Here is a 21,170-nt window from a genome sequence, read left to right on the forward strand (position 1 = left end):
TTTTTAGTATCTGGTATTAATAGCAACTATTATAGGAGGGTACGATGGATAATCTATTTCAACTAAAAGATAAAAATATCGTCGTGATGGGCGTAGCAAATGACAGAAGTATTGCATGGGGTACAGCCAAAGCATTGATTGAAGTCGGCGCTAATGTCATCTTTACATACCGTAAAGAACGTTCTTTAAAAAAATTAGAGAAACAACTTGCAAACTATGAGGATATTCAACCACTATTAATTCAATGTGATGTAAATAGCGATGAAAGTATACAGCATGCATTCAACGAAATTTCTGAAAAAGTAGGTACAATTCATGGGATTGTCCATTCTGTTGCCTTTGCACATGCAGAAGATTTAAAAAATCGTTTTGTTGAAACATCTCGCGAAGGATATGCTTTTGCACAAGATACAAGCGCTTACTCCTTGATTGCTGTTGCAAACGCTGCTCGTCCATTTATGACTGAAGGCGGCTCGATTGTCACTATGACTTACTTAGGTGCAGAACGTGTACTTGAGGGCTACAATGTCATGGGCGTTGCTAAAGCTGCTTTAGAAGCATCTGTTCGTTATTTAGCTGCAGATGTAGGCACTGACGGTATCCGCGTAAATGCTATCTCAGCTGGAGCCATCAAAACACTCGCTGCTAAAGGTGTGCCTTCGTTCAATACTATCTTAAATAAAATTGAAGAATCTGCTCCGTTAAAACGTAATGTGACACTTGAAGAAGTGGCAAACATGACCGTTGTTATGCTTAGCCAATTATCAAGCGGCATTACAGGAGAAGTTATTTATGTCGATAGCGGTTATCATATTCTTGGCATCTAATAACACTAAAAACTGCTTCATCCCATATTAACATTGGGTGAAGCAGTTTTTTATTTTCTAGCCAATGAACGCACTTATTTTAAGGCGATCACTTGGTTAGTCGATCTATAATATCTTGCACCGTTCCCTCGTTAGCTAGATGCAAACTTGTTCCGGCCCACATTGCCATTAAACTATACATATCTAGCTCTGTCGCCCGAAGTCGAATATTTTTTGTTAAATCATTTTGATAAGGATATGGGGCAATCGTGTTTCCCTCCATAAAGACCATAAAGTCATTTTCTATACCCCTTGCATATTTCCCTGAAAAAGCCTTTGTATAGGCAGTATTGTCTTCATCAGCTAACAAAATCTGTTTTTTATAAATTGAAGCTGCACCACTTTCTTCACTGACAATGAAGGCCGTACCGATTTGTGCCGCTTGTGCCCCTAAAGAGAGCACTTCTTCCATTTGGGCTTTCGTTGCAATACCTCCAGCTGCTATTTTAGGAATATGGATCACTTCTTGCGCTTCTTTTAATAGTTGTTTAAGCGGGATAAACTCTATAGGTTCTATAAATGAACCTCTATGTCCCCCCGCTTCTTCACCTTGTAGTACAACCGCATCCATTCCCAACTCTTGAATGTATAAGGCTTCTTTAATTGTCGTAGCTGTCCCGATTGTATAAATGCCATGTTGCTTGAGTCTATCTAAGAGATTCTCAGATGGTACGCCAAACGTGAAAGAACAAACTTTTACGCCTTCTTCTATAATGACATCAATCTGTCCATCAAAATCAGTGGCAGATAATGGAGCCCCTTCTTCCGCAATCATTAATTTTTTGCGATACGGCTTTAACACATTATAAGCTTCTTCCAGTTCTTCTGTTGTCGTTTCTACAAAATTGGGAATAAACAAATTGACAGCAAACGGCTTATCCGTTTTTTCCTTGACAGCCTGAATAAAAGCTCTTGTCACCTCTGCGTTTAAATAGCCTGCACCAATAGATCCTAAGATTCCTCCATTTGAGCTCGCTGCTACCATTTCAGGAGTGGTCACTCCAGCCATCGGGGCTTGCACAATCGGATACTTTAACTGCAAATTCTCCATTAAATCCATATATTATACCTCCTAGGATATGTATTAACTACTAACTTATAGATTACTTTACCATATAATCATCTAAAATTATCTACATAGTATCTTACCCTTTCAATTTTGTTTTAAATCTTTTCCTACAGGGTATAAAAAGAAAAAGCCTTCATAAGAGAAGGCTAATTCAGAAGTTAAAATATCTATGGGATTGTAGAGTGCTATATAATTATTGGTTCATCTTCCCTACTAACATATCTATATAATTGGCGATAAAGTAAGTTTGAGAGTGGACAATATAATATTAGTTAACACCAGAAATGCGACCGTATCCAACTAAATATTGGTTCCACCAATCTAGAGATTCAGTTACAACACCATTATTTTGGGCATCTAGCATTCTTCCGCCACCCAAATAAATACCGACATGAGCGATCCCTTGTCCATAACTAAAGAACACAAGGTCTCCTGCCTTCGCTTCACTTGCACTAATTTTTTTGGTAGCTATATATTGCTGTGCAGCTGTTCGCGGCAAGCTAATGCCTGCTTGTTTGAACGACCATTGAGTTAGACCAGAGCAATCAAATCCTGTAGATGGATTACTTCCACCCCATACATAAGCTCGTCCTAAATATTTACTAGCTTCAGCTATTGCAGCTTTAGCTGAACCAGAACCTGATACAGAAGGTGCTTTTTGATCACTATCGGTAACTTTTGCACCATTGTTACCATTGCCCGCATTACCTGATGAGCCAGCATTATTCTGTTGAGGTACGCTTTCAGCTTTTACTGTATTATTGCTTGTTTTGCTGACTTGTGCAGCTTTTACTGCTTCTGCTTCTTGAGCTTGTTGTGCTTCTTTTGCTTTTTTAGCTTGCAAGAATTGCTTTTCTTGAAGAGCTTTTAAGCGTCTTGCTTCTCTTTCACGCTTTTTACGTTCTCTTTCAAGTCTTTCTTGTTCTTTCTTCGTTGCAATTTGTTCTTTCAATTTTAGAGATTTTGCTTTGTTTTCAGCTTTTTTTGTTTCTAATCTATTTTCTTCTTCTTGCATTTCTTGGAATTGTTTTTGTAGCTTAGATTGCTTCTCTTGCAAATTGTGTTTTTCTTTAGCAAGCTTAGCTTTGTCTTTTTTCTGTTCATCTAATAAGTTTTGGTCTGCATCTAAAATGGTTTTTACAGAAACAGTACGGCTTACAGCATCCGCAAAGTTATCTGCGCCTAAAATAGCATTTAGGTATGGACTGAATGTGCGATCTTGATTTTGGTATGCTTTTAAACGGTCCTCAATAATCTTTGAGCGTTCATTGATCGTTTTTTCAGTTTTTGCAATCTCATTGTTTGTTTCTGCTATTTCTTGTAAAGTTTTTTCATATTCAGCTTGTTTTTTGTCTAGTTGTTTTTGTAGTTGTTTAATTTCTTTATTTAAGAGGTTAATTTTATGATCGATGGATGCTTTCTTTTGAATCATCTGCGCGGATGTTTTTGCATTTACATCAATTGGTTGTTGCGTTGTGTACATAAAGCCGCATGACAGTGCAAGGGTTGCTATAGCAGTGCGACCCCATTTTGTGCGTTTATTCAATCTAAATCAACTCATTTCCCTATTTTTCTTTATATGCGTTATTTACCATTACTTATATTATCATGAATAAAGCGTTTGTATAGGTCTTTTGATGGCATTTAATAGAAGCGTAACGGATGTTACATATTTGTCATAATATTCTTTTCTTCTATTTTCTTCTACAAATTATATCACTTACTTTCCTATAAGTCTTTTATATTGTATTTATTCCATTTTTTAAATAGGATTCACATCCTTTTATTCATCTCTTAACAAAGCGAAAAAGGCTGTAGATATGTTACTATAATTAAATCAAAGGTAAGAGGAGCGAAGTCTAATGGAATGGCAACAGTTAGAATATTTTCAGGTGTTGGCTAAAATCCAGCATATGACCAAAGCAGCCGAGAAATTGTCTATTTCCCAACCAGCACTAAGCCGATCAATTGCTAGGTTAGAAATGGAGTTGGGGGTTCCTTTATTTGAAAGACAGGGCCGTTCCATCAAGCTAAATAGGTATGGCGAAATATTTGTTAAACGTGTCCACAATATTATGCGAGAATATCAAGATGGGCTCCATGAAATTCAAGAACTAATTAATCCGAATCACGGAGAAGTATATCTGGGCTTTTTACATACACTTGGCACAAATGTAGTGCCAGATTTGATTATGCATTTTAGAAAACAGTTTCCAAACATTCATTTTGTACTAAAGCAAAATCACACTCACTCACAGCTTAAACAACTAAAATCCGGGGAACTAGACCTGTGTCTGCTTGCTGAAATGAATGTAGAAAAACCTATAGAATGGATGGAGCTTTGGCGTGAAGAGCTATATGCTATAGTACCAATATCACATCCGCTTGCCGATCGTAAAACTATTACCATATTTGAGTTGGCCAATGAACCTTTCGTATTGCTTAAAAAGGGATATGCCTTGCGCATTCAAATTGATGAAGCGCTAGATCAAGCAGGCTTAACTCCGACAATTACATTTGAAGGGGATGAAGTAGCCACGGTAGCAGGTTTCGTGGCCGCAGGATTAGGTGTTTCCATATTACCTGATGGAGAAGAAATAAATCCAAAAAGGATGGCGAAAATAAAAATTAGCGATTTAAAATTAGAAAGGGTCATTGGAATGGCTTGGTCTTTAGAACGTTATCTATCTCCAGGTGCTAAGCAATTCCGACAATTTATTCTTCAATATTTTAAGAATAAAAAACAGTCATAAAAAAAGCAAAACGCGCTGTGCGTTTTGCTTTTTTTATATCTATTTAGCAATCGTTTCGCCAATTTGCGCTAGACGATCTAGTACTTCACTTTCAGTTAATTGATGTTTAGCAATATAACGGTTTCTTGGATGGACCCTACATTCATGCGTACAACCACCAAGATGCTTATGTTCATTTTCTTCCGAACATAAGATTTGTTTATTGCATTCAGGATTTGCACAATTGATATAACGCTCACAAGGTTCACCATCAAAGTGGTCTCTACCAACAATGACATGTTCTACTTGGTTAACTGGAACCGCAATCCGTTCATCGAACACATAGCATTGGCCATCCCATAATTGCCCTTTAGCTACTTCATCTTTACCATATGTGACAATGCCTCCATGAAGCTGAGCCACATTGTCAAAGCCTTCTCTCTTCATCCATCCAGAGAATTTTTCACAACGAATGCCGCCCGTGCAATATGTCAAGATTTGCTTACCTTCAAATTGCTCTTTATTTTCATTAATCCACTCTGGCAATTCGCGGAATGTTTGAATATCTGGACGAATCGCACCTCTAAAATGCCCCAGATCATATTCATATGTGTTACGTGCATCTATCACAACTGTATTATCTTCTTGCATTCTTTTCAAAAACTCTGCTGGTTCTAAATATTCACCGGTTAATTCATTTGGATTAATATCTTCTTCTAAATGGAGATTCACCAATTCATCTTTCGGACGTACATGCATTTTTTTAAAGGCATGGCCCTCTGCTTCATCTATTTTAAAAACAATTCCCTCAAAAAGTGGATTGTTTCGCATATAATCCATATATGCATTTGTAGCTTCTACAGTTCCAGAAAGTGTACCATTGATTCCTTCTGGAGCAACCAATATACGGCCTTTTAATTCATTTGATTGGCAGTATGCTAGATGCTCCTGAGCAAATTGCGCAGGATCTTCGATTTTTGTATAGAAATAATATAATAAAACTTGATATTTCATTTATTTCACCTATCTTTCATATTTACAAGATATTAAGACGGGGTCAGTAATTTTTAGACGCCGATAAATCTTGGCTTTTAAAACGACTTATCTATTATACTATAATTTAAAGAAAAAAGGGGCTCATTAGCTCGAACTCCATTAAACAAAAAAAGCTAGCTTATTTATCATAAGCTAGCAATCTATTTTTACATATATTGTTTTTGCTGTTTTTGTATCCACTTTTTCATGTTTGAAGCTAGAAGCAAGAAGATAGCTGTTAGGATAATACCTTTAATAATATTAAAAGGCAATATACCCGTTACAATTGTTTTTGTTAGGACAGTCCCTGTCTCAGTTGGTACATTTAAGAAGTAGGAATACATCGGCATAAATAAGAAATAATTAAGAACGCTCATCCCTATAGCCATTGAAATTGTACCGACTACTAATCCAGTTGAAAGCCCTTTGGTAGTTGTTAAACGTTTATATACAAAGTAAACCGGCATAATAAATAATATACCTGTTGTAATATTTGCCAAATGTCCTACTGGCACACCTGTTGGGCTGCCTTTATAAAACCAATCTAGCACATTTTTGATGACTTCTACTGTTATTCCTGCAACAGGCCCCATTGTAATTGTTGCCAAAAGAGCGGGGATATCACTAAAGTCGACTTCTAGAAAAGCCGGGAATGGAGGCAATGGAAAGTTAAAAATCATTAATACAAATGAAATACTGCTCAACATTCCAATCGTCACCATTTTTTGTAGACGTGTGTTCTTCAACGTTTTTCTCTCCTTTTGCGATTCACTTCAAAAAGAGGAAAGGCCCGTTTTGATTATGAACAAATAAACCCCTAAGCAAAAATTCGCTTAAGGGAGAGTTAGGCATAGTCAAATAAACGTCCTCGCATTTCACAAAAAAATGCACAGACGACCGTACCTTCACCTTCTCCCATCCAGACTATACTGTCGGCCCTGGATTCTCACCAAGTCCTGCCTTAACGGCTCGCGGGCTCAAGAGGTCAAAATGCCTCTAATACCGCCGATCGGGAATTTCACCCTGCCCCGAAGATGAATCAATATGTTTTTATTACAATTCAACTATATAAGAGATTTAGAACTTTGTAAAGAGAGTTGCACCATTCGTTGTAACAAAAAACGCCAGCAACTTTATGCTGGCGTTTTTATTTATTAAAATTTATTTTCACTGACCTTGGCTAACGGCAAGTAGAAAATAAAACTTGTACCCACATCCACTTCACTTTCTACCAAGATCCTGCCTTTATGTGCTTCAATAATATTTTTAGTAATCGCAAGTCCTAATCCTGTGCCGCCTTTTCCCCTAGTTCTTGCTTTATCAGCCTTATAGAATCGTTCAAATACATATTCTATGTCTTCTTTTGGAATACCTGCGCCATTATCCTTAACTTGGATACGCGCATAGTCTTGCTGCTGATCAACAACAACTTGTACTATACCTTTTTCCCTTGTATGGCGAATGGCATTGTCAATTAAATTGGTTAGGACTTGCTCAATGCGGTCTTCATCTAAACTAATCAGTGTCACATCATCAAATGACGATGAGTAGGTTAGCGTGATATGCTTTTCTCTTGCTGCTTGAACAAATTTCTGGGTGATTCGTTCGAACACAGGCGTAATCGGTACTACTTCTTTATATAAGGTGATGTTCCCCGATTCCATCCTCGCCAAATCTAGCAAATCTGTAACCAACCTACCCATTCTCTGTGATTCATCATAGATAATTCGTATCATTTCGTTCCGTTCTTCCTCACTAGATACGACGTCATCGATAATAGCTTCACTATAGCCTTGCAGCATAGCAATCGGCGTTCTTAGTTCGTGTGACACATTTGCGATAAAGTCAGAACGCAACTTATCTAAGCGATGTTCTTCTGTTTTATCGCGAAGCACGGCAACAGCCCCCCGCACAGAATCACCGCTATAGAGAGGGCTTATAGAGATTAAAAAATATGCCCCTTCCATTTCCAACTCTTCTCTTAATACTTCTTCCATTTCTAAGACATGGTCAAGCATATGGTAAATTTCATTAGGGATCAATTGGTGTTCATCTCGTTTTTTGATCGCCCATTTCTGAAGCAAGAGATCCGCGGGAGGATTGCTTAATATGATACTTCTTTCACTATTAAATGTAATAACAGCATCTGTCATCGAAGTTAGAATACTTGAAAGTTGTTCTTTTTCTTGGTTGATAACTTCCATATGGTGCTTGAGCTGCTTACCCATTTGGTTAAAGGCGATCCCTAACTGACCAATTTCGTCATTTTGCAGGACCGGTACCTTTTTATCAAAGTGTCCCTTCGCTAATTCAAACGCCGCTTCACGAATTTTCAATAAAGGGGATGTGATACGCGTTGATAAGAAAAAGGCAAAGAAAGTTGTTAATAGAAAGGCTATAATAGCTGATAGAAATACAATCTTTGTTGTTTCTTTTGATGTTCGATGAATCGCATCAGGACTTTGATAGATAAAGACGACACTATGCTCCATCTTCTCAACATTTAAAGGAAAGGCTAAAACAATATACGATTCAACATGGTCCTTCTCGGTTGAGGAAGGAAGCATCATTTCTTTCACAATAGGTTTAGATGAAGTAAAAGCTTTATTGAAGGATTTTTCACGAATAATCCGCTCTTTTATCTTCTCTGAATTGACCCCTTCTTGCAAAGAAAACAGATCATGACCAGGCTTGTCTGCTATAACTGCATTTGTTTCATCGCTTAAAATATCATGTATTATAGATTTAGTAGAGGCTATCGATTTATGGTCATCGACGACTCGTGCGATGGTGGTCGCTTCTTGTCTTAGTAGGGCTTCAGATTGTTGGGTATGGTATTTGGATAAAAATTCAAGCATCAATACTGTGAATACAAATAAAACAAATGAAACGAGAAGCAATATGGTTACCCATAGCTTCCCGACTACACTGCCCCATATCCTAATCATTCACTACCTCAAATTTATAGCCCACTCCCCAAACAGTTACAATCATTTTTGCAGCATTTTCCGATACGCGATTTAATTTTTCACGAAGTCTTTTGACATGTGTATCAACTGTACGCAGATCACCGAAGAAATCATAATGCCATACTTCTTTCAATAGCTGTTCTCGGTCAAATACTTTATCTGGTGCTTTTGCCAAATAATAAAGCAATTCATATTCCTTCGGCGTTAGATTCACTTCTACGCCATCCGCTGAAACGCGATGTGCATCATTGTCAATAGTCAAATGCGGGAACACAACTAAATCCTTCGAAACCGATGTCACTGTTACGGGTGAAAAGGCAGCCGATCTGCGTAGAATAGCTTTTACTCGTAGTACTACTTCTCGTGGGCTAAATGGCTTTACAATATAATCGTCCGCTCCCGTTTCAAAGCCTTGGACCCTATTAGCCTCTTCACCTTTTGCTGTTAACAAAATAATTGGTGTTGATTTCTTCTCACGAATTTCCTCGCAGGCTTCTAAACCATCTTTTTTCGGCATCATAATATCTAAAAGAATACAGCGGTAATCATTGGTTAATGCTTTTTCTACCGCTTCTTCTCCATTTTCTGCTTCTTCTACTATGTATCCTTCACGCTCAAGATACATTCTGATAAGTCGACGAATTCTTTCTTCATCATCAACTATTAATATTGAAATTTGTTCAGTCACTGTACATGCCTCCCAGTATGCTATAGTATTATTGTACAATTCTTAATAGAAAATGAAAAGAAAAGCCTTTTTCTCATAAGAGAAAAAAGGCTTTTCTTTTGTCATAGAAACAGCATCTAAAGACAAGTACTCTAGTCAATACAGCGTATTCTCATTGTGAAATATCAAGCTAACCTTATATCTAACTATATTTAACTATAGTTGTTAGGTTTATTGCTTAAATTAATTAGCTGTTATCCAGCATAAGAATGTAGACCAGCAATAATCAAGTTAACTGCTACAAGATTGAACATAATAATAACAAACCCGATTACTGCAAGCCATGCTGATTTTTGTCCTTGCCACCCTTTAGATAAACGCAGGTGAAGAAATGCAGCATAGAATAACCAAGTAATAAGAGCCCAAACTTCTTTAGGATCCCATCCCCAGAATCTTGACCAAGCTTCTTGTGCCCAAATCATAGCGAAGACTAGCGCACCAAGTGAAAAGACAGGGAAACCAATTAGTACAGATCGATAACCAACTTCATCCAACAACTGCATATTTACTCGTTTTGTAAGTGGTTGGATTGCACGGCTTATGGATTTGCGAAGAATTAAACGAATAATAATATACAAGATTGAGCCAAAGAGTACAGACCAAACTACTGTTGTTAATTTTTTCGCATTTACTAATGCCGGCATGGCAGCTAAAGGTTTCATCTTGTCTGGAGATTTCATTTCATATTCATGCATACCGAATAGAGCCGGCGTGTTATAAGTAATTTCTTGTGTCGCACCATTTTTATCTACATAGGTGAAATCAGCATTATAATCCATTAATTTAAAAGTAGTAGTTACAATCACAAATCCTAATACAAGTACGCCAGCATACATGACGATTTCTAGCCAAATGCTGCTCTTTGTACGTTTTTGTGTATCAACGCTCTTCATGAGATAAATCAAACCAGCTACAGCACTAATAGCTAAGATGGATTCGCCCATCGCAGCCGTAATAACATGGATAGTTAGCCAATAACTTTTAAGAGCTGGGATTAACGGATTCACTTCTTTTGGGAACATACTTGCATAAGCAATAATCAAAATGGCAATTGGCAAAGCAAAAAGGCCAAGTGATGGCAGTTTGTAAATAAAATAAATGAGAATAAACGCACCGACAACAAACATGCCAAATGCAGTCGTAAACTCAAACATATTACTTACAGGCGCGTGTCCAGAGTAAATCCAGCGAGTAATGAAATAGCCTAAGTTCGCAATAAAACCAATAATTGTAACAGTAATGGCGATAGTTCCCCACTTTTTATTGGAGACGGATGCATCTTGTTTTCCGCCTTTTACCGCTCCACCAAAAAATAGCGTACCTACTAAATAAGCGATAAAAGCAATAAATAATAACGTACTGCTCAGATCAATTAAACTCATAAGGTGTTGTCACCTTCCTTTTCTTCCATTTCCTTCTCATCTTCTTCTTGCTGGTCAACCCATAAAGGCAGATGGGCGTATGTAGTAACCGCATCCAAATCTTTCTTCATGCTAAACCAGTTTTTATTTGTATGCGCAGCAAGCAACAGGCGACCATCATTTGTACGTTGTAGCCAAAGTCGACGATGGCTCCAATATGAACCTATTACTACACCTAACATAAAGATTATACCACCGATTGCTAAAATTGGGAGAGTCCTATCTTTACGTATTGTTAGGCCGGAAACATTACGAGTTTCGACATTTTGGAATTTCATTTGATATTTAGTTGTGCCTAGTGGTTCAAGTGTTTGCTTAATTGCAACAAAGCTTGTCTCACCCTTTGGTGTTTCTGGTGTATACATTTTGAAAATAAAAGCAGGATTATTAGGTAGCGGTGAGTCAGATTGCGGTTCCCCATCATCAAAACCTGAAAAAGTTGGATAGTAACCTTTAACCTCGACTTTTGAACCATTTCCTAAATCATACTCTTTTTTTGGTTCAGTTAAGTCAATATCTACTTCACCTAAAGATTTTCCTGTTTTCTTGTTCACTAAATTAAAATTCATTGCTTTTAATTCGTTTAATTTAAAATCCATTTGATAGAGGGCGTAGCCATCGTATTTCAGTGGTTTATTCACTTGTATTGCATGGTGTGCCACTTTCTTCATATCTTGGGTCTCACCAGCAATGCCTTCATCCTTTGATTGATAAAGCACAACATCTGACTGATAATTTTTTGCTATTGAATTAACAGCAGCTTTGGATTGATTGAACTCTTGTTTTTGTTCCTCTTTTTTATACGTTTCAAAGGTGAATTTATTATTATGTAGATAATAACCATCCATACCAGGAATAGATGCTGTCTCGCCTTCTCGAATCCATAAAGATTCATCAATATAAAATCCAGGCATTAAGCGCAACATAACACCAAATAAGAAAATGATAAGCCCTACGTGATTGATATATGGACCTGAGCGCGCAAATCGGTTTTTCTCAGCGAGCAATACTCCATCTTCTCTTCTCACTTTATACTTTAGCTCTTTCATTTTCTTCTCAGCTAAATTTAATGACTCTTCCGCTTTATCTGCGGCTATTTCTTTCTCGCCAAAAATACGTTGGCGTTTCATAAAACTTTCATGACGTTTTACACGTTGATTCTTTAATGATTTGTAAAGGGGCACGCCTCTATCAATACTTGCAGCAATAATAGAGATCGCCAACATACCGATTAAGGTTTGGAACCACCAAGAACTGTAAATATCACTCAGCCCTAAGTTGTAGTAAATTTTACCAAAAGTTCCATAGTTATCAATATAAGCCTGTTTTGCATCTTCACCTTGCATGACATTAACATACATTACTTGCGGCAAGAATGTACCGATAGCTGCAGCAACTAGTGTAATGACGATAATCGAGACGCCGACTTTGACACTTGAAAAGAAGTTCCATATTTTATCGATGATTGTTTTATTGTATGTTTTTGAACGAATGGCTCTTCCTTCATACTTCATATCGACGACTTTTGCGTGCTTTTCTTCTTCTGTTAGCGGCCTTCCGCATTTTTCACACAGATGTGTTCCTTCAGGATTGACATGGCCACATTCACACGTTATGTTTTTCATCCGTAAGAACTCCTTATTATGGTTTAATACTGTTTAGATATTGATTAATCTCTTTCTCTTTCATTTCCCCGGTAATAATATTCTCAATTTTGCCATCTTTATTAATCAGTATCGTAGCTGGCAACGGATCAACATTGTATGCCCTCATAACACTTCTAGTTTTATCGATCACTATTGGAAATTCAACTCCTAGCTTGTCTGTAAAACTTGTTACTTCAAGTTCGGATTGAGCAATATTAATACCCAATATTTGGATTCCTTGATCTTTAAATTCTTTATATTGATCGTTTATAGCAGGCATCTCTTTTTTACAAGGCTTGCACCAAGTTCCCCAAAAATTTAACAGGACACCTTGACCCTTATAGTCCGATAGCTTATGTGTTTTACCATTTAAATCCACAAGCGAGAAGTTAGGAGCATCATCCCCCACTTTCAGCAACTTTACATCATTCTTATTTGCTGTTGTATAAATAGTGTAAACGATTGCAGCTACAAGAACAGCCAAGATGGCTATTCGTAGATAGAGCCTTTTTTGTTTTTTTTCCATTGGCATAGAAAGCCTCCTTTAACAGTAGAAACAGCCTATTCCATTATAGCAAATTTAATCTAATTAGTTCTGTAAGATATAGGTCTTTGTGAAAGCTTTATGAAGGATAATCGGCTGGTTAGCCGATTTTTCCTGTTTCTGACAATACGCGTAGCTGTTTTACTTCATGTGCTGTTAATTCGCGTGATTCTCCTGCATTTAATCCATGTAAACCTAAAAATGCAAATTGCTCCCGTTTTAATTTTTGAACTGGGCATCCAATTGCTTCAAACATACGCTTCACTTGTCTATTTTTACCTTCATGAATGGTAAGCGCAATGATGGACTTATTTTGCTGTTTATCCGATGATAGCACTTTCACTTTTGCCGGAGAAGTTTTGCCATCTTCTAGCTCAATCCCGCGTTCTAATTTTTTTAAATCTTCCCTGCGAGGCAAACCCTTCACTTTTGCTACATATGTTTTATCAATTTTATAGCGCGGATGTGTCATTTGATTTGCAAATTCTCCATCGTTTGTTAACAATAAAACTCCTGATGTATCAAAATCTAAACGGCCGACTGGAAAAATCCGCTGTTCCACTTGCGGAAAAAGATCCAAAACAGTTTTGCGCCCTCTATCATCAGATACAGCTGAAATAACACCACGCGGTTTATATAATAAGTAATATACTTTCTCTTCCTTTTCTATTTTTACACCTTCTACTTCAATCGAATCATGTGAAGATACTTTGATACCAAGCTCACGAACGACCTGACCATTTACTTTTACTTTACCTTCTGTAATTAATTCCTCTGCTTTTCTTCTAGAAGCAATTCCCGCATGTGCAATTACTTTCTGTAGTCTTTCCATTTAGTCACCTCATTAAACTTAATGCTATTAGCCTTCAAAAATTATGTCATACTTTGACTAATAATAAAAGAGAAAAAGACCGTCACTAGGACAGTCCTTTTACTTCCAAATCATTTGTACAGGCTCTTCAATCAAAGGCTTTCCATTTAACTGGAATTGCCATACACCAATCTCTCCCTGTGCAATGCGCGGCATTTGCAAAATAGATTTGACTTTTTTGCTCTCATCTTTTGTTAACAAAGCCGACACAGGATGGTCAAGTTTAACTTGTAAATCATCTTTCACTTGATAAACACCTTTTTTTGCTAAGACACGTTGTTCATATTTGTTGAAAACTGTGTCTGCAAATCCAGCATGCACTTGCCAGTCATTTGATTCGTTTAGCGTCACAACAATTACACGTTTTCCATCTTTTTCAAAATATGTTGCAAGTGTTCGTCCCGCTACTTTTGTATAACCTGTTTTACCTGCAATCGCATATTTATTAGAGTGCAACAATTTGTGTTTGTTTTGCCAAACTGTTGGGTTTTCCAAATCACTTTTATAGAATTTGGTAGTAGCAATTTTACGGAATTTTTTCTCCTGCATCGCAATACGAAGCATTTGGGCCGTATCATAAGCAGAGGATAAGTGCTTTTCATGATGAAGGCCAGAAGGGTTTTCAAATCTCGTTTCTGTTAAATCATAGAGCACAGCGTAATCGTTCATTAATTTAACAAAGCCTTCTGCTGACCCACCTACTTCTTCTGCAATTGCTGTTGCAGCATCATTACCCGAACGGAGAAGCAGGCCATTGAGTAGTGTTTTGAGGCTCGTCTCTTCACCCTCTTTTAAATAAATGGAAGACCCTTCGCTCAAGGTTGCTCTTTTCGAAATGGTTGTCGTTTTATTTATATCCATTTCTTTAATTGCTACAAAAGCTGTCCACATTTTTGTAAGGCTTGCAATTGGGAGTCTTTCATGTTCGTTCATCCCTATAAGCAGCCTTCCCGTATCTGCATCAATTACTGCATACGAATGGGAAGCAGCTTGAGCGGTTTTTTCAAATGGCATAAAAACGACAAGGCAACTTAATACTACGATAATCCAACGATACAAATTGTCACTCCTTTAACTTCATTCTGTTTCAGGTTCCTGGAAGGCTTCTTGGAATTTAGACATAAATAAGTCTGGTTGATCATCCAGCTCTTCCATTCCTTCTTCTGGGAGAGTCGGCAATTCAGATAAATCATTTAAACCGAAATAATTTAGGAACTCTTTCGAGGTGCCATACAATATTGCACGTCCAGTCCCTTCTGCTCTTCCCACTTCATGGATTAAACCTCTTGCATTTAAAGTATGTAACGCTCTCTCACTTTTTACACCTCTTAAATCATCAATTTCTACACGAGTTATTGGCTGCTTGTACGCGACAATAGCTAACACTTCTAAAGATGCTTGTGACAATGATTGGCTTGGAGGGTTCTCTACTAATTTTTGGATTAATTCAGCATGCTGTGGCTTCGTAATTAGCTGAAAGGTTCCTGCTAATTCTTTTAGTTTGATTCCCCTGTTATCCTGTTCTTCATAGTCTTTCATCATTTGCTCAAGAGCTAATTTTATTTCTCCTTCATCAGCCTCTAGTAAAATGGATAGTTGTTTAATTGTCAGTCCATCTTCACCTATGACAAATAATAGGCTTTCAATTTTACTCATCAATAGATTCAAGTTGCTCATCTGTTATTTCTTCCTTCCGTAGTATCACCGTTAAATCGGCAAAGTTGTTCAATTGTTCAATCGCCACGATTTGCCGCTTCATCAATTCTAGAAGTGATAAAAATGTGATAACAAGCGTTTCTCTGTCATCTGACGGAAATAAATCAAAAAAGTCTGCACGTCCATTGGAAAACTTTAATACATTGATTACAGACTTCATTTGAGCTTTTATCGTGATATCTTGTTTTGTTATCTTAGTAGACAAAGGTGCTTTCAATCTTTTTCTATTTAACATTTTTTGGAACGCCGCAACCATATCATAAACATTGACTGAAGCATCAAATAAAGCAAGTTGTTCCTCTGGCATAAGAGCAGATAAATCTGTTGGCGGTCTCGTAAAATAATGTGTCCTGCTGGTTTCTAATTCTTTCAAATTAAGAGCTGCTTCTTTATATTTTCTATATTCTATTAATCTTGCTACAAGCTCATCACGGGGATCCTGCTCTTCAATTTCAAACTCTTCTTCAGTCAGTTCTCCTTCATATATTGGTAATAGCATTTTACTTTTAATGGCGAGCAATGTTGCAGCCATAACCAAATATTCGCTTGCTTCGTTCAATTCCAAAACTTGCATCGTATGAATATGGCCCATATACTGTGCAGTAAGCTCAGCCATCGGTATATCGTATATATCAATTTCCAAACGATGAATTAAGTGTAATAATAAATCAAGAGGGCCTTCAAAAGCCTCTAACTTCACTTCGTATGACATATCTTACCACCTGACAATTTTTCTTTAAAATTTAGTATAGAGGAAAGGTGAGCAAAATGCATCCTATGCATCATCCTTTATTTATTCAATTTCTCGCATACTTTAATGGCAACCAAGATTATTTTGAGTGCCATGAAGTATTAGAGGAGTACTGGAAGTATGTAGCTCCACGGGATAAATTGCATCCGCTAACAGGCTGGATCCAATTAGCTACTGGCTTATATCATTATAGGCGAGGCAATTACAAAGGTGCTGATACTATTTTAAAAAAAGCAGAGTTAACTCTTCGCAACTCCCTTCACTCGCCTTTTTTTGATGACAAGGAAATCGATGCTCTTAGCGTAATCGAAAATATTCATCAAACTCAAAAAAATGTGAGTCTTAGGGAACCTTTTAAAAACTGGCCAGTCAATATAATATCAATTTCTTTAAAAGATAGTGTAGAAGAATCCATCTCTATATTGCCAAACCTAGATGATCAATTCCTTCAAAATAAGCATATGCTTAGAGATCGTACGGATATTCTTCGTGCACGGAACGAAAAAAGAAGAAGCAGACATTAAACCTCTTCGTCTGCTTCTTCCAACATTGTTAAACATTTTTGTATAAACGGCTCTGTTAACTCATCAGCGGCAATAGAGCCACAAACATCCATTTCATAAAGCTTTCGAATCATTTCGACTCCAACGCCTTCTCCACGATGAGAAGGATCAACTGAAATATGTCTAACAATCCATTTATTATCTTTAATTTCGACTCCTACAAGACCAATATAATCATCGTCTTGTTTCCACAAATATAGTTGCCAGTTTGGATCAGAGTTATATTGACAAATCGTCTCTTGCAATTTTTTCACGTCTTTATGTTCTGGCATAAAGGACAAGAGCCCCATTGCAATTTTTTCGTTTGCTTTTTTATAACGACATAACATGTATTAGATCCCTCTTCTTTTTGCCTTTAAGTCTCTTTGAATATCCTACACGAAAATAAATAAATGCGCAAATATTCTTCCGTTATTTGGTAAGGGAATCAGGTGCTACAAAAAACCAATAGATTACTCCCCAAATCACAGCCATTAAAATAAATGATATTAATAAAATAATATTGCTTTTTCTCACGATAGCTTTTACCTCCTTCCAATTGTCAAAGGAAGGTCTAACCTTACAATATCCTCATATGTTTCACGCTTGATTGCCAACTGATGTCTTCCCTCTTCTACAAATACAACCGCAGGCCGGGGAATTCGATTATAGTTGCTGGCCATGGAGTACCCGTAAGCACCTGTACAAAATATAGCAAGAATATCATTAGGCTCAGCCTCTGGCAATTGTATATGCTCAATCAGTTTATCACCAGATTCGCATAACTTACCAGCTATCGTGTAAAACTCAGCAGGTTTCTGTAAAATCTTATTAGCAATGGCCGCTTCATACTTCGCCCCATATAGAGCTGGACGAATATTATCGGACATTCCACCATCAACTGCTAAGTACTTTCGTGTTTCGGGAACCACTTTTTGTGAACCTATAGTGTATAAAGTTGTTCCAGCTTCGCCTACTAGTGAGCGACCTGGCTCAATCCAAATTTCAGGCATGCTTAAACTGTGCCTTTTGATTTCTTCTGATACTGTTCGAATTAATTCTTCTACATAGATATTTGGCTCCAACGGCTCGTCGTCTTCCGTATATCGAATACCAAAGCCTCCGCCTAAATTTAGCACGTTGATCTCATAGTCTTCCTCATTATGCCATTTACTAATTTTTTCTATTAATCTAATGGCAGCCAACTTGAATGCTGTACTGTCAAAAATTTGTGAGCCAATATGACAGTGGAGACCTTGTAGTTTTAGAAAAGGATCGTGCTGCAGCTCTTTAAATGCTCTGTCTGCTTGCCCATTGTTCAAGTCAAAGCCAAATTTCGAATCTGCTTGTCCTGTCGTAATAAAATCGTGGGTATGTGCTTCAATCCCCGGTGTAACCCGAAGAATTACGTCCATTTTCTGCTCTTTACGCGCAGCTAGTTCTTTTAGTAATTGAATTTCTCTAAAGTTGTCAATGACAATACAGCCAATTCTTTCATTAAAAGCAAGCTCTAATTCTTCCAAACTTTTATTATTTCCATGAAAGTGAATTCGATTGCTAGGAATTCCTGCCTGTAATGCTGTGTAGAGCTCGCCTCCTGAAACCACATCTATCGATAAGCCTGCTTCCGCTGCAGCCTGATAGATGGCGATACTTGAAAACGCTTTGCTTGCATAACATACCTGTGCTTTCACAGAAGCTTTCTTGAAAGTATCGATAAAACTCTTTGCCCTTTTGTAAAATAACTCGAGGTCATACACGAAAAGGGGTGTCCCATATTTCTTTGCAAGATCTACCGTATCTATATCTCCAATTGTTAAATGGCCTAATTCATTAATTGCTTGCGTTCCATATAAAAACATCAAATCTCTCCTATCATGAATAAACCGAATTTTCTTTATATGAACTTTACCATGATAGGAAGAGAGATGCAATGCGTTGTTAGTTTCGCTTTCTGTCTTTCGCTCCAACAATATACGGACGAGGTGCATCGTTAGTCATTGGGAAACGAATTAATACATGGGCAAAACCAGCTGGGAAAAATGGAATGAGCGGCCATAAATAAGGTACCTTCATCGGTTTTAGAGAGACCATGTACCAAACAAGTAGGAATAATCCTATAAAGAAACCATTTAACCCTAATGCTGCTGTTAATAGGAGCAAGATGGTTCTAAATATTTTTATTGATATACTTAGCTCATAAGAAGGAATAGCAAAGGTGAAAATGGCCGAAATAGCTGTATAGAGAACAACCTCAGCTGAGAATAAGCCGACATCGATTGCAATTTGTCCTATAATAATCCCTGAAATAAGTCCCATGGCAGTTGATAAAGGAGTAGGAGTATGAATCGCGGCAATCCTTAAAAATTCGACGCCTATGTCTGCAGTTAATATTTGGACGAGGAGAGGAACTGAGGTTTTTTTGTTAATGCCAATAAAATCAATCGATTGCGGGATAAATTCAGGATGTTTGACTAGTAAAAACCATAGAGGAAGCAAAAAGAAACTTAAAAATACGCCAAAGAAGCGCAAAAATCTAAGCATTGTGCCAATGGCTGGCGCTTGTCTATATTCTTCAGCATGTTGCAAATGATGAAACATTGTAATTGGGACCAATATAACAGATGGTGATGTGTCTACTACAATGGCGATATGGCCTTCTAAAACATGCGCAGCTACAATATCCGGCCTTTCACTGTATCGGACAAATGGAAGCGGGTGATAACGTTGCTTAATGAGCCATTCTTCTAGTGATTTATCGGACATTGTCATGCCGTCATGGTGAATTGCTTTAAGTCGCTCTCTTACATAATGGAGATGCTCATCATTAACAAGTTCTTTAATATAAACAATAGCTATGTCCATTTTGCTTCTAGCTGTCTCTTGGTGAAGTTCAAACCTTAAAGAAGTGTCTCGAATTCGCCTTCTTATTAGCGCTGTATTCAAAACTATATTTTCTGTAAAGCCATCTCTAGAACCTCTTATTACCTTTTCATTATCTGGTTCTTCTGGTTGTCTACCAGGATAACTTCTTAAATCAGCAACAAATGCTATACCAGAGGGTGTGATAAATGCGACTTGCCCACTTAAGATCGCAGCTAACAATTTATCCTTAGAGGTTTGCATTTCCCAAGCAAAATAAGGAAAACATTCAAAGAAGTACTTTGCTTCTACACTTAATTTCTCTTCTTTGCTTGAATCCACTTTTTCATCTTTCTTATTAGCATCTAATTCTGGAGCATCTTCTTTTTCCACTTGAGCTTGGTTCTTCGCAAAGACAGAAGTAGGCTGTGTGGCTGTTAAAATACGTGTGAAATTTTCTGTATCAGTTAAGCCATTAATATTAATCATAAATACGTCCATGTTGTGCACATGGACATATTTCATATTGATATCATAGCTTTCACTTTTACCAAACTGCGAAATCATGAACTCTTCTGCAGCTTCGTTGCTTTGAAATAAAGATACTATTTTATTATTGGTATCATTGCTCATGTTCTGCCACCTTTACCAATTGTTCGTATTGTTGATCTGTTAACCAAATTTTAAGCTGTGCTAATATCTTCTTCTCTAGCCGTGACACTTGCACTTGAGAAATGCCCAAACGTTCGGCAATATCACTTTGGGTGCAATCATGGTAATAGCGCAGATAGATGACTGATTGTTCTCTTTTCCCCAGTCTCTCTAACATATCTTTTAATGGAATATGTTCAAAAGGTTTTTCAGATCTTTCATCTTTCATTTGATCCATTAAGCTGATCGGATCCCCATCGCTTTCAAAAATTTGTTCATGAAGTGAAGCAGGGTCTCGTAGCGCGTCGCTGGCCATTGTGATGTCATCAATAGAAACATCTAATTGCTGCGCCAATTCTTGCAATGTCGGCGGCCTTTCATTGTTCTTCAGGAAGTCATCTGTTGCATGACGGATTTTAAAATTAAGCTCACGAATGGAGCGGCTCACTTTTACCATACCGTCATCGCGCAGAAATCGTTGAATCTCCCCAATGATCATTGGAACAGCATATGTGGAAAATTTTACCGGGTAGGATAAATCAAATTTATCAACTGATTTCATGAGGCCAATACAACCTATTTGAAACAAGTCTTCTAAGTCTGCCCCTCGTGATGCAAATCGTTGAACAATGGACCAAACGAGTCTTGTGTTTCCTTCTACCATATCTTTCCTTGCTGCTTCATCCCCTGCCTGCGCTAATTTGATAAGCTCTCGCATCCGATCTTGTGTTAGTAACTCTTTTGACGCTTGCGGGTTTGATGTCATAT

At 37.4% G+C, this 21,170-nt stretch carries 20 protein-coding genes and 1 riboswitch; of the genes, 3 read left to right on the forward strand and 17 right to left on the reverse strand.

Going from position 1 to position 21,170, the window contains the following annotated elements:
* Positions 1-44 precede the first annotated feature (44 nt).
* On the forward strand, positions 45-827 hold the full coding sequence (gene fabI, locus RCJ93_RS05825) for an enoyl-ACP reductase FabI (RefSeq protein ID WP_066785986.1): 783 nt from the start codon (positions 45-47) through the stop codon (positions 825-827).
* Positions 828-915: 88 nt separating this feature from the next.
* Here fabI and RCJ93_RS05830 read toward each other — a convergent pair whose 3' ends face one another.
* Together RCJ93_RS05830 and RCJ93_RS05835 are read right to left on the reverse strand one after the other, a co-directional pair.
* Entirely contained in the window at positions 916-1,926 is a 1,011-nt protein-coding gene (locus RCJ93_RS05830) for an NAD(P)H-dependent flavin oxidoreductase (RefSeq protein ID WP_446738608.1), read from the reverse strand.
* 277 nt (positions 1,927-2,203) lie between these two features.
* On the reverse strand, positions 2,204-3,481 hold the full coding sequence (locus RCJ93_RS05835) for a C40 family peptidase (protein ID WP_446738609.1): 1,278 nt from the start codon (positions 3,479-3,481) through the stop codon (positions 2,204-2,206).
* Between the two features lie 316 nt (positions 3,482-3,797).
* Between RCJ93_RS05835 and RCJ93_RS05840 the strand changes: the two genes are divergently transcribed.
* Entirely contained in the window at positions 3,798-4,688 is an 891-nt protein-coding gene (locus tag RCJ93_RS05840) for a LysR family transcriptional regulator (RefSeq protein ID WP_251645736.1), read from the forward strand.
* Between the two features lie 39 nt (positions 4,689-4,727).
* On the opposite strand, the gene trhO is transcribed toward RCJ93_RS05840, so the two are convergent.
* From trhO to RCJ93_RS05895, 11 genes are all read right to left on the reverse strand, one after another.
* Positions 4,728-5,681, reverse strand: coding sequence for an oxygen-dependent tRNA uridine(34) hydroxylase TrhO (trhO, locus tag RCJ93_RS05845; protein WP_446738610.1), 954 nt, complete (start codon positions 5,679-5,681; stop codon positions 4,728-4,730).
* A 188-nt stretch (positions 5,682-5,869) separates the two neighbouring features.
* Positions 5,870-6,448, reverse strand: a complete 579-nt coding sequence (locus RCJ93_RS05850; RefSeq protein ID WP_150283970.1) for an ECF transporter S component — start codon at positions 6,446-6,448, stop codon at positions 5,870-5,872.
* Positions 6,449-6,605: 157 nt separating this feature from the next.
* A riboswitch (FMN riboswitch) is annotated at positions 6,606-6,742 on the reverse strand.
* Between the two features lie 114 nt (positions 6,743-6,856).
* On the reverse strand, positions 6,857-8,650 hold the full coding sequence (locus RCJ93_RS05855; protein WP_150283969.1) for an ATP-binding protein: 1,794 nt from the start codon (positions 8,648-8,650) through the stop codon (positions 6,857-6,859).
* Complete coding sequence (locus RCJ93_RS05860; protein ID WP_066785966.1) at positions 8,643-9,359, reverse strand: response regulator transcription factor; 717 nt, start codon at positions 9,357-9,359, stop codon at positions 8,643-8,645. Before RCJ93_RS05860 ends, RCJ93_RS05855 begins: the two co-directional genes overlap by 8 nt.
* Positions 9,360-9,592: 233 nt before the next feature.
* Positions 9,593-10,780 (reverse strand): c-type cytochrome biogenesis protein CcsB, encoded by a 1,188-nt coding sequence (ccsB, locus tag RCJ93_RS05865; protein ID WP_066785963.1) that lies wholly within the window; start codon positions 10,778-10,780, stop codon positions 9,593-9,595.
* Positions 10,777-12,444, reverse strand: a complete 1,668-nt coding sequence (resB, locus tag RCJ93_RS05870; RefSeq protein WP_446738611.1) for a cytochrome c biogenesis protein ResB — start codon at positions 12,442-12,444, stop codon at positions 10,777-10,779. Before resB ends, ccsB begins: the two co-directional genes overlap by 4 nt.
* A 16-nt stretch (positions 12,445-12,460) precedes the next feature.
* Positions 12,461-12,991 carry a thiol-disulfide oxidoreductase ResA gene (resA, locus tag RCJ93_RS05875; protein ID WP_066791844.1) on the reverse strand — a complete coding sequence of 177 codons (531 nt, stop codon included), beginning with the start codon at positions 12,989-12,991 and terminating at the stop codon, positions 12,461-12,463.
* Between the two features lie 118 nt (positions 12,992-13,109).
* Complete coding sequence (locus RCJ93_RS05880) at positions 13,110-13,841, reverse strand: pseudouridine synthase (RefSeq protein WP_066785957.1); 732 nt, start codon at positions 13,839-13,841, stop codon at positions 13,110-13,112.
* 99 nt (positions 13,842-13,940) lie between these two features.
* Complete coding sequence (locus RCJ93_RS05885; protein ID WP_223823522.1) at positions 13,941-14,939, reverse strand: D-alanyl-D-alanine carboxypeptidase family protein; 999 nt, start codon at positions 14,937-14,939, stop codon at positions 13,941-13,943.
* A gap of 18 nt (positions 14,940-14,957) precedes the next feature.
* Positions 14,958-15,557, reverse strand: coding sequence for an SMC-Scp complex subunit ScpB (gene scpB, locus RCJ93_RS05890; protein WP_147193994.1), 600 nt, complete (start codon positions 15,555-15,557; stop codon positions 14,958-14,960).
* Entirely contained in the window at positions 15,529-16,308 is a 780-nt protein-coding gene (locus RCJ93_RS05895) for a segregation/condensation protein A (protein WP_147193996.1), read from the reverse strand. The genes scpB and RCJ93_RS05895 overlap by 29 nt, the downstream gene beginning before the upstream one ends.
* 56 nt (positions 16,309-16,364) lie before the next feature.
* Between RCJ93_RS05895 and RCJ93_RS05900 the strand changes: the two genes are divergently transcribed.
* Complete coding sequence (locus tag RCJ93_RS05900) at positions 16,365-16,871, forward strand: DUF309 domain-containing protein (RefSeq protein WP_446738612.1); 507 nt, start codon at positions 16,365-16,367, stop codon at positions 16,869-16,871.
* On the opposite strand, the gene RCJ93_RS05905 is transcribed toward RCJ93_RS05900, so the two are convergent.
* From RCJ93_RS05905 to RCJ93_RS05920, 4 genes are all read right to left on the reverse strand, one after another.
* Positions 16,868-17,239 carry a GNAT family N-acetyltransferase gene (locus RCJ93_RS05905; RefSeq protein ID WP_066785937.1) on the reverse strand — a complete coding sequence of 124 codons (372 nt, stop codon included), beginning with the start codon at positions 17,237-17,239 and terminating at the stop codon, positions 16,868-16,870. The two genes, RCJ93_RS05900 and RCJ93_RS05905, sit on opposite strands and share 4 nt — an antisense overlap.
* Before the next feature lie 195 nt (positions 17,240-17,434).
* The gene (gene lysA / locus RCJ93_RS05910; protein ID WP_251645729.1) at positions 17,435-18,751 is read right to left on the reverse strand and encodes a diaminopimelate decarboxylase; all 1,317 of its coding nucleotides are present in this window, start codon (positions 18,749-18,751) and stop codon (positions 17,435-17,437) included.
* 79 nt (positions 18,752-18,830) lie between these two features.
* Positions 18,831-20,384: a spore germination protein gene (locus RCJ93_RS05915; RefSeq protein WP_223823521.1), complete on the reverse strand. Its 1,554-nt coding sequence runs from the start codon at positions 20,382-20,384 to the stop codon at positions 18,831-18,833.
* The gene (locus RCJ93_RS05920) at positions 20,374-21,168 is read right to left on the reverse strand and encodes a SigF/SigG family RNA polymerase sporulation sigma factor (protein ID WP_066785928.1); all 795 of its coding nucleotides are present in this window, start codon (positions 21,166-21,168) and stop codon (positions 20,374-20,376) included. The genes RCJ93_RS05915 and RCJ93_RS05920 overlap by 11 nt, the downstream gene beginning before the upstream one ends.
* Positions 21,169-21,170 lie beyond the last annotated feature (2 nt).

The sequence above is a fragment of the Rummeliibacillus sp. BSL5 genome, assembly GCF_052928305.1.